The organism is Staphylococcus sp. Marseille-Q5304 (assembly GCF_943737015.1).
Classification (GTDB): Bacteria; Bacillota; Bacilli; order Staphylococcales; family Staphylococcaceae; genus Staphylococcus; species Staphylococcus hsinchuensis.
Genome location: NZ_CALSFP010000001.1, coordinates 712,702 through 726,173, shown reverse-complemented (window position 1 = coordinate 726,173; position 13,472 = coordinate 712,702). Strand labels below are relative to the sequence as shown.

Below are 13,472 nucleotides of genomic sequence, written 5' to 3'. Positions count from 1 at the left end.
TACTTACAGTCCACAAACCGTAAGTAGTGCTTTTCTTTTTGTAATGCAAGTACTCTTAATACAGTAAGGTTGGTGCATGATGAAAAATATTGAAAAGACAATTTTACAAATCACTTGGTGGGACATTATATTTTTAATTCCAATGTTTCTGTTATTTTCTTACTTACCTACCTATAACACGTGGTGTATATTGTTAAATGTAATTATTATTATATTTTTTGGTATGGGTTTAGTTTTAACTACACACATTTTATGGAATCATTTTCTAAATAAACGACAATAAATCGGTTAATTAAACCACCCTATAGATTGTTAGTAGCAGTCTAAGGGTGGTTTTTATTTTATTAAAATCGTAAATTTTTCATTATTACAAAATCCCAAAAAATAATACAAAATTTTTACGAAAAGGTATTACATTTTACCACGCAAAATTATATAATAAGTTTATTCTCAATAAAATTTTTAATTGGTTTTACAAATATTTTAATTTAAAGATTGCTTCCAAACATTAAAGTTATTGAGACCGCTTTAAATTTTTAACACCCTTTTACATACATATACTTTCATCTTAGTAGATTTCATAAATTTAAGTTTAACCATTTTATTTTGTCATCTCATTTTACATTTAACAAAACTTAAAATTTATTCCTTAGCTTTTAACAATTTATGTTTCTGAATATCTGCATTATTTACAACATAAATTGTTTAATAAAAACAAAATAATTAGGAGGCTTTTTATGTCGAACAACAGTAATGACTTCCAACAGAATCATCAACACAGCACAAACTCTGACACCCATCACAATAGCACACACGAACAAAGACAATGGGAACAATTTCAAGCGTATCAAAATCAACAAAGTAAGGATAAAAAGAAAAAAGCATGGATATGGGGCTGCAGTGGTTGTGGCGGATGTCTTGTTTTAATTATTTTATTTATTATCGGTATATCAGCGCTAACAGCAAGTTTTAGTGACTCAAATTCAACATCATCAGGTGATAATTCAACGAATAGTTCTAATGCAACACGTCAAGAAAAGGCAGCATTAAATAAAGCTAAAACATACTCTGACACAATGCATATGTCTAAACTAGGTATTTATGATCAACTGACTTCTGAATATGGAGAAAAATTCAAAGAAAAAGAAGCTGATTATGCGATTAAACACCTTAAAGCAAATTATAAAAAGAATGCATTAGAAAAAGCCAAAGATTATGCAGAAGAACAAAATATGTCTAACGATGCAGTGTATGACCAACTGACATCTTCATATGGGGAAAAATTCACGGATGAAGAAGCACAATACGCAGTAAATCATTTAGATTAATTACATTTAAAAAAGAAGCTGAAACATGTGTATGTTTCAGCTTCTTTTGATTATTTTCTAAATACTATAATATTAGTCTTCATCATAATCATCTTTAATATGACCTTGTTCAACATCGCTCATCCATTGAAAGACAGTGTGCAGCGTATGTTTCAACGCAAAGGGTTTTGGCACATGGCCTTCTTTCATTTGATAATATGTACGGAATACGGCACCTCTTTGTTCTAATTGATTCGCCAAATAATAAGCTTGATGAATCCCTACCTGGTGATCTTGTCCGCCATGAACGATTAAAATTGGTGGACTAGTGGCAGAAATTTGATTAATAGCATATCGTTTTTCATAACGCTCAGAATGCTTACGCGGATGCCCAATCATTCGTCGCAACATTCCTCTTAAATCCACGCGTTCTTCATACATTAAGTGAATATTAGATACGCCACCCCAAATGATATAACTTGTAATAGGTAAATCTTGAAACGTTAATAACCCTTGTAAACCACCACGAGAGAATCCAACCATATGTATAAATGCATTAGGATATGAACGATTTAATAAACGAATGGCTTCTGTAACATCGTGTAAATCATTTCCGTAAAACTCATCCTTACCTTCACTTCCGTTATTACCACGATAATAAGGCCCTATGACTAACGTATTGATATCTGCAAATTGTAATAATCTTCCTGCACGTACACGCCCCACTTGTCCTTTACCACCACGTAAGTATATTACAATGCGTTTGACTTCTTTGTGTGGTGTCATCATTAGCCCTCTCACCTTTAATTGATCTACAAGGTAAGTCACTTCTTCAACTTTATGGTGTGCTAACTCTACAGGCATGCGCTTTTTATTGATAAAATCCAAGTTCAATCACTCTTTCTAGACAATATAAAATAGCTGGGTCTTTAAGTAGATAACTTTTATCAGAGCCTGGTACTTCATCTGGGTGTCGGTATAAAATCGGTCCTAGGGTTTCTAAATAGTCATCTTGTTGTTCAATTGCCGCCACATGAACTACGTACACATCTTTACTAAACCCTTTGCCATTCGTTCGATCCACATAATATTGAGCGAGATAATTTATCGTTTTTGCACGAGCGCCCGTTTCCTCTAAGAGTTCTCTTTTGGCAGCTTCTAAACTTAACTCACCTGGTTCAACTTTACCTCCTGGAAACTCTATACCCCGTTGTTTATGCTTCGTAAATAAGAGTTTATTATGATAAATAGGAATAACTAATACGTGTTGTCCATCTGCGTTATCATGCTCATTTTTAAAATTTAAATATACATCATCATTCTCTTGATCAATAAACTTCAAGTGCATCACTCTTCCTATTTGTATGTTAAGATAATCATAATTAATTTCACGATGGAGGCATAACCATGAAGACCATTCTTCTTAAACTTATATATATTTACCAACGTTTTATATCACCTATTACACCACCAACATGTCGCTTCTATCCTACTTGTTCTGCATATACGAAAGAAGCAATCGAAGTACATGGTGCATTCAAAGGTACATGGTTAGGTATAAAAAGAATTTCTAAATGTCACCCATTGCATAAAGGCGGCTTTGATCCCGTTCCATTAAAGAAAGATCATTCAGATAAAAATTAATCGATTCGCGTTAACTTATTAACGTCGATCTTTGGAGGCTCAAATTCGATAGAGCCTCCTTTTAATATGCCAGAGTCTGGTGCATAGTCAGTCTCAAAATAATATCCAGCAGGTGTAATATCTGATGGATATGAAGCATGTCGAGCAAGCATTGCTGTAAAATATCGACTCAAACCATACTCATACATACCACCTATGACATAATCAATATTTGCCCTTTCAAGTTGTTTAATAATCTCTAAAACCCTATCAATTCCACCTAATCTGAACGGTTTTAATACAACCACTTTCACATTAAATTGTGTTACGATTCTTTTTATTTCTTCAGACGAAGTAGCTTTTTCATCAATCGCTAAAGCTGGTAGTTGATCCTTTTCAAAATTATCTATAGTCGCTAACTGTTTAAATGGTTCTTCAACATATAATATTTCATATTGTGCTAACTTTAACAATAAGTCGGTTTCCGATGATTTTATGGACTCATTGGCATCAATTGCTATTGTAGGTTTAAATGACAAATTCTGGATTGTTTGAATATCATCCATTATTTGCGAACTCCATTTTATTTTAACACGCGATGGACGTGTTTTTTTCAATTGTTCAATATTTTCTTTTGAAATTCCACTAACTGTAGCACCATATGGCACACTAAATGAAGGTAATTTATAAAATATTTGATATAACGCCATCACAATCATACTTCGTGTTGCGGGAAATGATTCTAATTTACTTAAAGTTGCTTGAAGCTGTTGATATGTCTCAAAGGCATAGCCTTGGTATTCTTTAAACCACGCGTGCGCATTGTGTTTCACAATATCTATTGTTTCATTGCTATACCAATTCGTCGCAAATGCGTTGCATTCTCCAAAGTAACTGATCCCCTCGTCAGTAATCAGCTCTACAACTAGTGCTTTGCGAGAATATAATTTCACTTTTGGTGTGATAATTGGTTGTTTAAAAGGTGCCTCAAACGTATACATTTTCATATCGATGATTTTCATAATTAAGGATACCTCGCAGTTAGTTTTTCAACTGATTTCTTTGTAATTTACCAGTTGATGTATAGGGTAGCGATGAAATTCGATGGAAAAATTTCGGGATTTTATATTTCGCTAAATTTTCTTTAAAATAGTCCTTTAACGTATCATCAGAAATAGCAACTTCTGCTACATAATATAAACTCGGCACTTCGCCCCACGTTTCATCTTTAACCCCGACACAAACAGCATCTTCTATAAGATGATGTGATTTTGCTATCGTTTCTATTTGATATGGGTAAATATTTTCACCACCACTAATAATTAAATCCTTACGACGGTCATAAACCATCACATAACCTTCTTCTGTAATTTCGGCTATATCACCTGTATTAAAATAACCATCCTCAAAAGCATTATTACTATTTTCTGGATATAAATAACCATCCATTACATTGTTACCTTTCACTAGTAATTCCCCATGACCTTGATGATTAGGATTTTTAATTTTCACATCTACATTTTCACTCGTTTGCCCTACTGTGTCATGACGTGTGGCTAACATTTCCGAACTCGCCGTTAAAAATTGAGAACAAGTTTCTGTCATACCGAAAGAATTATAAATTGGTAAATGATATTGTAATGCACGTTCAATTAAGCTACTCGAAAGCTTTGCACCACCTAGTAGAATCTTTTCAATACTGTGAGGTTGTGTTAGCCCTTCATTCATTAACCACTTTAATGTCTGAGGTACTAATGATACATGCGTCGGTTGTTCTTCTTGAATAATTTGTAACATACGCTCAGCTACAAATTTTGATTCGAGGCGTACCGTAAAACCACCAATAAGGGCTCTTAAAATCACACTTAATCCAGAAATATGATAAATCGGCAATACTGACAACCATTTCGTCTCTGCATTAAAACCTAAACTTTCTTTACATCCAAGCGCACTTGCATAATGATTTGCAAAAGTTTGAGGTACTGCTTTCTGTGGACCAGTGGTACCTGAAGTAAACATAATCGATGCAATTCGTTCAAATGAAAAGTCAAATTCGAATTGTTGAGATGACATCTGGCTTTGTAAAGTCTTATAAGGAATGATAGTTAGACCAGCCAATTCAAATTGTTCCATAGTTATAATAGTTTCCACATTAACTGACGCCATTTGAGATTGAATTTCTCGATCAGTTAAGCGTGTATTAATCATCGCCGTTTCAATACCTGCTAACCAACAACTATTAATCAACAATACAGATTCAATTGAATTATCAATATACAAGCCTAACCTAGTTCGTTTAAGTTGAGTTAGCGTATGCGCTAATCGCGTTGTATAATCATATGCTTCACCAAATGTTAATTGTGTACTTCCATCATCTAAAAAAATCTTTTCATTATTTTCTCGTGCTTGTGTTTTCAACCAAAACTCCACTACATCATACCTCCATTCTTATATATTATAACTTGTATGCTCGTATATTTCAGAATATAAAATTATTAAACTAAATTTATATATTATTTTCGAAGATAAATGGGAGTGGGACAGAAATCGAATTTTTAATAAAGATTTCGTAGTCTCACCCCGGTAAGGGTGACTAGGATTGAAAAAAGCTTGAAATAAGCGCATTTTCAATTCAGACATCTACTGCCAAATTGATAAAGATTATCTTTGAGGGTGAATTTTCAGAAATTATATACATAACCTTTACATTTGCTTTACTTAATTATTAGAATTTTCTGCGCGCCAGCTTCTTAACTTCACCAACCAAATCATGTACAATATTATTGTATTTATCGTGCAAGTTCTATAAGTCTATTGCTAAACTGTTGCACACAAATATAACGATTTATAATTACCTCTAAAAATACATCCTAAGAATTCTCATTATACATAAATTTTAGCTACTCCATTCGCTTAGTTCACTAGTATGATTTTATATTTGGAGTAATTTTTATTAACAAAAATATAGAGAACGGAGGATCACATTGGACGATATCAAAGAATTAGTTATTGTATGTAGCATCATGGTTATTTCAATTATTGGAATTATGTTTACTTTCTAAAGTTTGAATTACAATCCCTAGTTGCAAAGTACGATGTCTATGTGTAATTTAAATAAATCTCTATTATCAATCACTTCCATATAAAAAAACGTACACAAATGCTGTGTACGTTTTTTATTATTTCTTCACTTTAATTACAAATTAGTCTCAATCATTTAGTAGTGAGCTCATAACTTTCTTCTATTAAATCTGAAATAACTTCTAAAGACTGAATTTCGTCCAGATTAATCGATACCCAATTCGATTTATCCATATAATATGCAGTATATATCCCCTTTTTCTTGCGTAAACTACCAATAAATTCTTGATGAACTTTTAAATTTATTACATCGATGTCATCGTTATGATTAAGGTTTAATTTATCTCCAGTTATGTCCATAATTAACCCAAACCATTTACCATTATTATCATGACGAAGCGCTGCATAATTTGAATATTTTTCCCAAGGATAGTCAGGTTCTACACCATATTTATTTTGTACAAATTTAAAAATTTCTTCACGTGTCACCATAAAATCACCTTTAAAAATTTATACTAAAACAATACCTTTTTTATTATTATAATTGTAATTACGAGTAAACCCAAAGCAATCATAGCTTCTCTTTTTTCTTCTTTTGTTGTTTTTCGAACATTTACAGTAACTTTCATATCACGATGTGAGCATTGATAATTGTGAAAAATAACTTCCACTTTCTCACTTCTCAACTCCTTTTATTAAAATACATTGAAATCTAAAAATACTTATAACGAAATTTATATATAGCACTATATTTACATCAAACAACTTAAAAGTAAAGAAAATTTTAGAAATACTAATAACTTTGTCTTATTAAAAATAAAAACTCACCTATTTAAGGTGAGTTCAGACACTACACAATTATACAAATTGTAATTCATATATATCTCTATCATTGTATTCATTAAAATCATCTATATAAGCTCTATAAGTGATTACATTAGTTTTTCTACTTACGTAATGGTTATATGAGATTTTTATTTTTATATTAGACTGTTCAGTGCGACTGTCGATTGATTTATTCAATTCATCAAACACCCATCTATTGATAGGTAATAAATAACCTTCTTTACTCGGTAAGATATTAACATATTTAGTTTGAATCGTCTTACCTCCATCTAAATATATCTCTATCTTAATTTCTTTCGCTGCACCGCCACCTAAATTATATAACCTTAAAAAATCTTCATGTTTAGATTCTCTAGCAGACGTGTTCAACAAATATAATTGATTTTTGTTGTCTCTACTCAATAAGGTTTGGTTAAAGCCTAGCGCTGGAATAAATTCAATTTTCATTTGGTAAAACTGAATGGAAATAGAAACAATATAAAATAGTGCCATAATGAAAGTCCCGATGGACCCAATTGCGGAAATTAAACTTATCATAGCTCCTCCTAGACGGATATATTCTAGGAGACAACAGAGTAGGTAGAATTATTCTACCACTTTTTCATAACATTAAAACCATAGTATTTAAATTTTTTAAGAATTTTCCAATTTTTAAATTTTATATTTAATATGATTTAAGTTTCGTATCAATTCGAAAGTATATGAAATACATTTATATTATTTAAAATACTTACTATTGAAACTACTTAAATTCTTTAATTTTATCAATTGCAGTTCAATTATACATGTTAGATTAATATTATTTTTGATGACACAATTCAAAAAATTACTTCTATTCATTAAATTTTCTATTGCTTTTTATAATGCTGTTTGTTATTTTTATGAAATAAAACTTTTTTCACAATATTCAGTGAATTTATGAATTTCTAAATTAACAGCGAGGTGAATTTTATGGATCAACTTATTAGTTTTTTTGCTATTGCTTTAATGATAATTATCGTTCCTGGTCCAGATTTCTTTATAGTTTTAAATAATTCCATTTCTGGAAGACCAACTAATGGTATTTTTGCAACTTTAGGAATAACCACTGCACATTTAATTTATTCTCTATTTGCAGCTTTAGGATTAATATTTATCTTATCTAGTTCTTATTATATTTTTACTGGAATTAAACTTTTAGGTGCCCTATACATAATTTTTTTAGGAATCAAAACTATTTTAGGAGCAAGTAAAAAAGTAGAGATAAACCAAAACTCTGAAAGACAATATAAAATAAAGTATTTAAAATCATATAGACAAGGTTTACTTAGCACTATTTTAAATCCGAAAATTATTTTATTTTATGTCAGTGTATTACCACAATTTATAACTCAGCAAGATGGAACAAGTAAACTACTTTTTCTTTCAGGAGCTGTAATATTAATGACGCTTGTGTGGTATGTTCTTTGTAGTTTTATTTTTAATTATATCAATTTCATTTTTAACAATAGCAAATTCAAAGCCGTATTTGATTACTTAGTAGGATTAACTTTAATTATCATAGCTATAAGTTTATTAAAGGTTCAAAAACAATAGTCATATTTTTAATATTCGAATCAAAAATAAAAAGTACAAATAGAAATAAAAGTCATTCTGCCACATAGTTATTCCCTTCCGCTTTAAAATACAAAATATCCCCGTTATGCAACTTTCCCAATATTGCATAACGGGGATTTATATTGATGACTAGCGGAAAGTGAGGGAATTTTTAAATTTTAAACCATTTACTAAAAAGTCTTAAGTAATTATATTTAAAAGATTTTCTTTTTAACAAAAATTAACTAAATACAATTAAATTGACACGTGTATGACACAAAACTCACCTAATCATTAAGGTGAGTTTTGGCATATTCGTATAATTTTTCTGATGTTAATAATGTAATATTATCTAACTTTCTTTTCCCTGAACGTAATTCTGATATTGTTTTATTATTAATATTTGTATCTTTTGATATTTTATAAGTTGTAATATCACTATTTAATAACTTTTCAATTTCTTTTCTCATAAAATCACCTCGTTGATTTATATTTAATTGGGAAGTATATAAATTTGCCACAACACTAATTATAGTTTATGTTTGTTACTTTTCTTGCCTCTTTACCTATTCAAAGTTTCAACAAGCATGTTAAAAAGATTTTGTAGATATCTGTTATCAGTTCGAGTATTTGTAGTATTGAAGGTTGTTATTTTTCTGCCCTTCTCTATTGTATCACTTCCATAAAACACTTATATTTATCATTGACATACGTCATGGATTCAACACCTTTCTTACATTATTTTTTAATAAATAACCCCTAGTCACTTAGGTGGATATTAGCATACTCATATGAAATTTTAGCGTTTTTCATTGAGTTTAAATTTCCATAACTAAAACCGATATCTTTATTAATCTGATACTTTGATATGCTTTTATTTTCAATTAATTTCTTGATTGTTTTAAACATTTTATCATAACAATTCATATTTTTAAGTATGAGGCAAATTTTATTATTAAGTGATTAGTAGTAAAATAACCAAGATTAATATTCCAATTGATAAACTAAATGATACTTTTTGTTTAGTCTCTCTTTTCATTTTTATCCCCTTCTATTATAATAAGAGGCAATGACCCTCTTTCGGGGACTTACATAAGAACATCTTGTGAAGTAAATCAATGAATAGTAACGTGAAAGTGCCGATTTTCAAGTAATATTCAACATCTTCGCAATGTTCTTTTTGTTCCTTCTTTTCGCCTCACCCCCCTCACCTTCTAAATATAGGATAACTCATATGAATTATTATAGTAGAAGATTACGTTTCACTTTAGCTCATGAATATGGACATTTTATTATGAATCATCACGGCATGGATTTGAACATGCAACAACTAAGGAGATTTAAAACGAACTAAAATCGAAGAATTTGAAGCAAACTCTTTTGCATCATGTTTATTGTTTCCTCTCAATGTCCGATATAAATATAGACATGTGCTATCAGAAAGTGAAGTTGCAGGTATGTTTGAAATCAGTTATCAAGCTGCAAAAGTTGCATTAGATATTTTTGATGAACACATGGAAAACGGTTTAGAAGAGTAAATTTCAACTTTTGAACATAGACAAATGTCTTCTTATATGGCAATTCTAGATGAAAAGTTAAAAGAACGTGTAGAGGAATATAATCATATGATGCGAGTAGAATTGGGATATTAAAAATAAAGGGGAAATGATTATGAAAGATGATATAAATGCTCATGATATTTTAGTTTTGCATTTGAATCAAAACAGACTAGTTGGGAATGAAGTTAAAAATCATCATTACTCGGTAAGATATTAACATATTTAGTTTGAATCGTCTTATCTCCATCTAAATATATTTCTATCTTAATTTCTTTCGCTGCACCGCCACCTAAATTATATAACCTTAAAAAATCTTCATGTTTAGATTCTCTGGCAGACGTATTCAACAAATATAATTGATTTTTGTTGTCCCTACTCAATAAGGTTTGGTTAAAGCCGAGCGCTGGAATAAATTCAATTTTCATTTGGTAAAACTGAATAGAAATAGAAATAATATAAAATAGTGCCATAATGAAAGTCCCGATGGACCCAATTGCGGAAATTAAACTTATCATAGCTCCTCCTAGACGGATATATTCTAGGAGACAACAGTAGGTAAAAGTATTCTACCCTACCGATAAAATTATTAAACTATCAAAATTTTGAAACTTTATAAATTAATCAAAAATATAATACAAAATATTCAAAATATCTATTGCCAAACTCTAGTAAATAAGTATAGTATTATATTGTATAAATCAAGTTAACTTAATTTTTATTTCATAGAGAAATAATTGAGAGAATTTAACAATTTATTGAATATGTAAAACACACTATTTATTCATACCGCATCTCGTACTATGTAAATTAAAAAATGTTAGAACAATTATGTACGTTTGAATATAAAAATTAATTGGAGAGGAAATCATGGAAAACAAAAATTTTAAAAAGAATTGGGTAATGTGGACAATATTAGTAACTTTGTTATTTGCAATCGCTACGCCAGGAATAGCAATTATACCCTTTGGCCTTTCGATTTATGCAGTAATTAAATTAGTTCTCATTGATAAAATAACCGAAATTGATGTAAAAAATTATCAACTATTAAAAATTAAAACTAAAGAATTGGAAAATATCTCACATGAATTACATCGAAATATTCAAAAAGGTACTGATGAATTATCATATTTAAATAATTTAATTAAAGAAAAAAGATCTAAATATGAATTAAAGTTAATTTATCCATTTAAAATGACTGATGTAGCTTCAACGGATATTAATAATTATATAAAGAAATTAGAATTAAAAGAAAAAGAGTTAATAAATAAAGAGAATTTATTACTTGATATTCCTACGTCTAATAAACGTCACTATAATAATCAAGTAAAACAAATTATAAGATTATTTAACGCTGAAACTGCAATTTTAATTAACAGCGTTACAAGTAAAAATATTGAAAGTATGCAAAATAGAATTTTTAAGAGTTTTGAAGGTATAAATAAAATATTTGAAACTGATAATGTACAAATTCCTACTCAACTATTAGATATAAAACTCGAGATGCTTGAATTAGTACATAAATATCAAATTAAACTTGAAGATGAAAAAATAATTAGAAGAGAAGAACGTGAAAGAATTAAAGAAGAAGAAAAAGCTAAAAAAGAAATGGAAAAAAGACTCAACGAATTAAATAAAGATATTAAACATCATAATAATGAAATCAATAAGCTAACAAAATATCTAAATAATACAGAATTACAAGCTGAAAAAGAACTATTTATTGAAAAAATAAAAGAACTTGAACAATCTTTACAGAACCTAAATACTGAAAAAGAAAATATAAGTGAACGACAACAAAAAGCTCAATCTGGATATGTTTATATCATTTCTAACATTGGATCATTCGGAGAAAATATTTATAAAATTGGCGTAACTCGTCGTTTAGATCCTATGGATAGAATAAATGAATTGAGCAGTGCTTCTGTACCATTTGAATTTGATGTTCATGCTTTAATTTTTTCAGAAAATGCATTTGAGTTAGAGAAGAATTTACATCAACATTTTAAAAATTACAAAGTTAATAAAGTGAATGGACGTAAAGAGTTCTTTAAATTAAATATAGAAGAAATTAAAAATCAAGTATTAAAAGAACATAATAATACAGTGAATTTTATTGATGAACCCAAAGCAATACAATATAAAGAATCATTGAGATTGGAAATAAGTTAAAAATAATAAGGGTACTTCGGTACCCTTATTATTTTTTATCCTCTACTAGAACTTAAGTTCTCTAAAAATTTATAAAATGTAAGTCAAAATGAATAGTAACGATAAATGGGGGTTTTATTTTGGTTATAATGGCAAACATTTCAGAAAACAAGGCGATAACTGCGTTGGCGTCGACTTAAAAATATTGGCGTAACACCTATTTTATCATGCGAATATTGGCGTTCCGTTGGCGTAGAATTATAAAAACGATGAAAAACGAAGTTAAACGAGATATAACAAAACCCCGTCATATTAACGTTTTTATAAACGATGAATAACGAGGAATAAGCAAATAACGGAAAGTGAGGGATTCGAACCCTCGAGACGCTTGTGGCGCCTACACGCTTTCCAGGCGTGCTCCTTCGGCCAACTCGGACAACTTTCCATATTAAAAAAACAGAAGCGATATTTCACTTCTGTTTGTATGACCCCGACGGGACTCGAACCCGTGTTACCGCCGTGAAAGGGCGGTGTCTTAACCGCTTGACCACGGGGCCATGGCTCCACAGGTAGGACTCGAACCTACGACCGATCGGTTAACAGCCGATAGCTCTACCACTGAGCTACTGTGGATTAATATAATGGAGCGGGTGATGGGAATCGAACCCACAACATCAGCTTGGAAGGCTGAGGTTTTGCCATTAAACTACACCCGCATATGATAATGATTAAAGGGGCGGATGATGGGAATCGAACCCACGCGTGTCGGAACCACAATCCGATGCGTTAACCACTTCGCCACATCCGCCAAGGGCAAATCAGAAATGGTTCAGGACAGAGTCGAACTGCCGACACATGGAGCTTCAATCCATTGCTCTACCAACTGAGCTACTGAACCATAATGGCGGTCCCGACGGGAATCGAACCCGCGATCTCCTGCGTGACAGGCAGGCGTGTTAACCGCTACACTACGGGACCTATTATGTAATTGCGGGAGGCGGATTTGAACCACCGACCTTCGGGTTATGAGCCCGACGAGCTACCGAACTGCTCCATCCCGCGTTAATATTATTTAATACGCCTACCTCATTAATATAGCATATATCTTAATATCAAGTCAATATATTTTTATAATTTATTTACATTTATTTAATTATTGCTTAAAGAAGATATGTAATACTTGCTATTTGAACTCGGCTAACTTGTAAGACTTTTACAGTATATAAATTTTTAGCACTAACGTCAATAACTTATTGAAAGAAATTTGTGTAAAAACGCAATATATACCATATTTTTTTAATTTTTGTGCTTTATTTATATTTTTTCTTTGTTT

12 protein-coding genes, 8 tRNA genes and 1 pseudogene are annotated in these 13,472 nt (G+C 30.6%); 5 read left to right on the top strand and 16 right to left on the bottom strand.

The window, feature by feature from the left end:
- Positions 1-79: 79 nt before the first annotated feature.
- Positions 80-283, top strand: a complete 204-nt coding sequence (locus NGI30_RS03735; protein ID WP_251519701.1) for a DUF6007 family protein — start codon at positions 80-82, stop codon at positions 281-283.
- A 454-nt stretch (positions 284-737) separates the two neighbouring features.
- On the top strand, positions 738-1,328 hold the full coding sequence (locus NGI30_RS03730) for an Ltp family lipoprotein (RefSeq protein WP_251942741.1): 591 nt from the start codon (positions 738-740) through the stop codon (positions 1,326-1,328).
- 72 nt (positions 1,329-1,400) lie between these two features.
- Here the strand turns inward: NGI30_RS03730 and NGI30_RS03725 are convergent, their stop codons facing one another.
- Positions 1,401-2,195, bottom strand: a complete 795-nt coding sequence (locus NGI30_RS03725; RefSeq protein WP_251519697.1) for an alpha/beta hydrolase family protein — start codon at positions 2,193-2,195, stop codon at positions 1,401-1,403.
- The gene (ytkD, locus tag NGI30_RS03720; RefSeq protein WP_251519695.1) at positions 2,179-2,655 is read right to left on the bottom strand and encodes an RNA deprotection pyrophosphohydrolase; all 477 of its coding nucleotides are present in this window, start codon (positions 2,653-2,655) and stop codon (positions 2,179-2,181) included. The genes NGI30_RS03725 and ytkD overlap by 17 nt, the downstream gene beginning before the upstream one ends.
- Before the next feature lie 59 nt (positions 2,656-2,714).
- Between ytkD and yidD the strand changes: the two genes are divergently transcribed.
- Entirely contained in the window at positions 2,715-2,951 is a 237-nt protein-coding gene (gene yidD, locus NGI30_RS03715; protein ID WP_251519693.1) for a membrane protein insertion efficiency factor YidD, read from the top strand.
- On the opposite strand, the gene menC is transcribed toward yidD, so the two are convergent.
- The 4 genes from menC to NGI30_RS03695 form a co-directional block, all read right to left on the bottom strand.
- Positions 2,948-3,952, bottom strand: a complete 1,005-nt coding sequence (gene menC, locus NGI30_RS03710) for an o-succinylbenzoate synthase (RefSeq protein ID WP_251519691.1) — start codon at positions 3,950-3,952, stop codon at positions 2,948-2,950. The genes yidD and menC overlap by 4 nt on opposite strands.
- A gap of 19 nt (positions 3,953-3,971) precedes the next feature.
- The gene (menE, locus tag NGI30_RS03705; RefSeq protein WP_251519689.1) at positions 3,972-5,360 is read right to left on the bottom strand and encodes an o-succinylbenzoate--CoA ligase; all 1,389 of its coding nucleotides are present in this window, start codon (positions 5,358-5,360) and stop codon (positions 3,972-3,974) included.
- Between the two features lie 783 nt (positions 5,361-6,143).
- Entirely contained in the window at positions 6,144-6,503 is a 360-nt protein-coding gene (locus NGI30_RS03700) for an MmcQ/YjbR family DNA-binding protein (protein ID WP_251519688.1), read from the bottom strand.
- A gap of 366 nt (positions 6,504-6,869) precedes the next feature.
- Positions 6,870-7,394 carry a hypothetical protein gene (locus tag NGI30_RS03695; RefSeq protein WP_251519685.1) on the bottom strand — a complete coding sequence of 175 codons (525 nt, stop codon included), beginning with the start codon at positions 7,392-7,394 and terminating at the stop codon, positions 6,870-6,872.
- Between the two features lie 414 nt (positions 7,395-7,808).
- Here NGI30_RS03695 and NGI30_RS03690 point away from each other — a divergent pair, with 414 nt between their 5' ends.
- Positions 7,809-8,432 carry a LysE family translocator gene (locus NGI30_RS03690; RefSeq protein WP_251942740.1) on the top strand — a complete coding sequence of 208 codons (624 nt, stop codon included), beginning with the start codon at positions 7,809-7,811 and terminating at the stop codon, positions 8,430-8,432.
- 287 nt (positions 8,433-8,719) lie between these two features.
- Here NGI30_RS03690 and NGI30_RS03685 read toward each other — a convergent pair whose 3' ends face one another.
- Both NGI30_RS03685 and NGI30_RS03675 read right to left on the bottom strand, forming a co-directional pair.
- Positions 8,720-8,902 (bottom strand): hypothetical protein, encoded by a 183-nt coding sequence (locus tag NGI30_RS03685; protein WP_251942738.1) that lies wholly within the window; start codon positions 8,900-8,902, stop codon positions 8,720-8,722.
- A gap of 1,277 nt (positions 8,903-10,179) precedes the next feature.
- Positions 10,180-10,506 (bottom strand): annotated as a pseudogene (locus tag NGI30_RS03675) (hypothetical protein); the annotation flags it as partial.
- Between the two features lie 352 nt (positions 10,507-10,858).
- Between NGI30_RS03675 and NGI30_RS03670 the strand changes: the two are divergent.
- A complete protein-coding gene (locus NGI30_RS03670) occupies positions 10,859-12,160 on the top strand; it encodes an SNIPE associated domain-containing protein (protein ID WP_251942737.1) in 1,302 nt (433 codons plus the stop codon).
- A gap of 335 nt (positions 12,161-12,495) precedes the next feature.
- Here NGI30_RS03670 and NGI30_RS03665 read toward each other — a convergent pair.
- The 8 genes from NGI30_RS03665 to NGI30_RS03630 all read right to left on the bottom strand — a co-directional run bounded on the left by NGI30_RS03665 (position 12,496) and on the right by NGI30_RS03630 (position 13,201).
- Positions 12,496-12,584, bottom strand: a tRNA-Ser gene (locus NGI30_RS03665).
- Positions 12,585-12,624: 40 nt separating this feature from the next.
- Positions 12,625-12,696 (bottom strand) — tRNA-Glu (locus NGI30_RS03660).
- A 1-nt stretch (position 12,697) separates the two neighbouring features.
- Positions 12,698-12,772: transfer RNA gene (locus NGI30_RS03655), tRNA-Asn, on the bottom strand.
- Positions 12,773-12,781: 9 nt separating this feature from the next.
- Positions 12,782-12,855, bottom strand: a tRNA-Gly gene (locus tag NGI30_RS03650).
- A gap of 19 nt (positions 12,856-12,874) precedes the next feature.
- Positions 12,875-12,947, bottom strand: a tRNA-His gene (locus NGI30_RS03645).
- A 17-nt stretch (positions 12,948-12,964) separates the two neighbouring features.
- A tRNA-Phe gene (locus NGI30_RS03640) sits at positions 12,965-13,037 on the bottom strand.
- 4 nt (positions 13,038-13,041) lie between these two features.
- A tRNA-Asp gene (locus NGI30_RS03635) sits at positions 13,042-13,117 on the bottom strand.
- A gap of 10 nt (positions 13,118-13,127) precedes the next feature.
- A tRNA-Met gene (locus NGI30_RS03630) sits at positions 13,128-13,201 on the bottom strand.
- Positions 13,202-13,472: the final 271 nt, after the last annotated feature.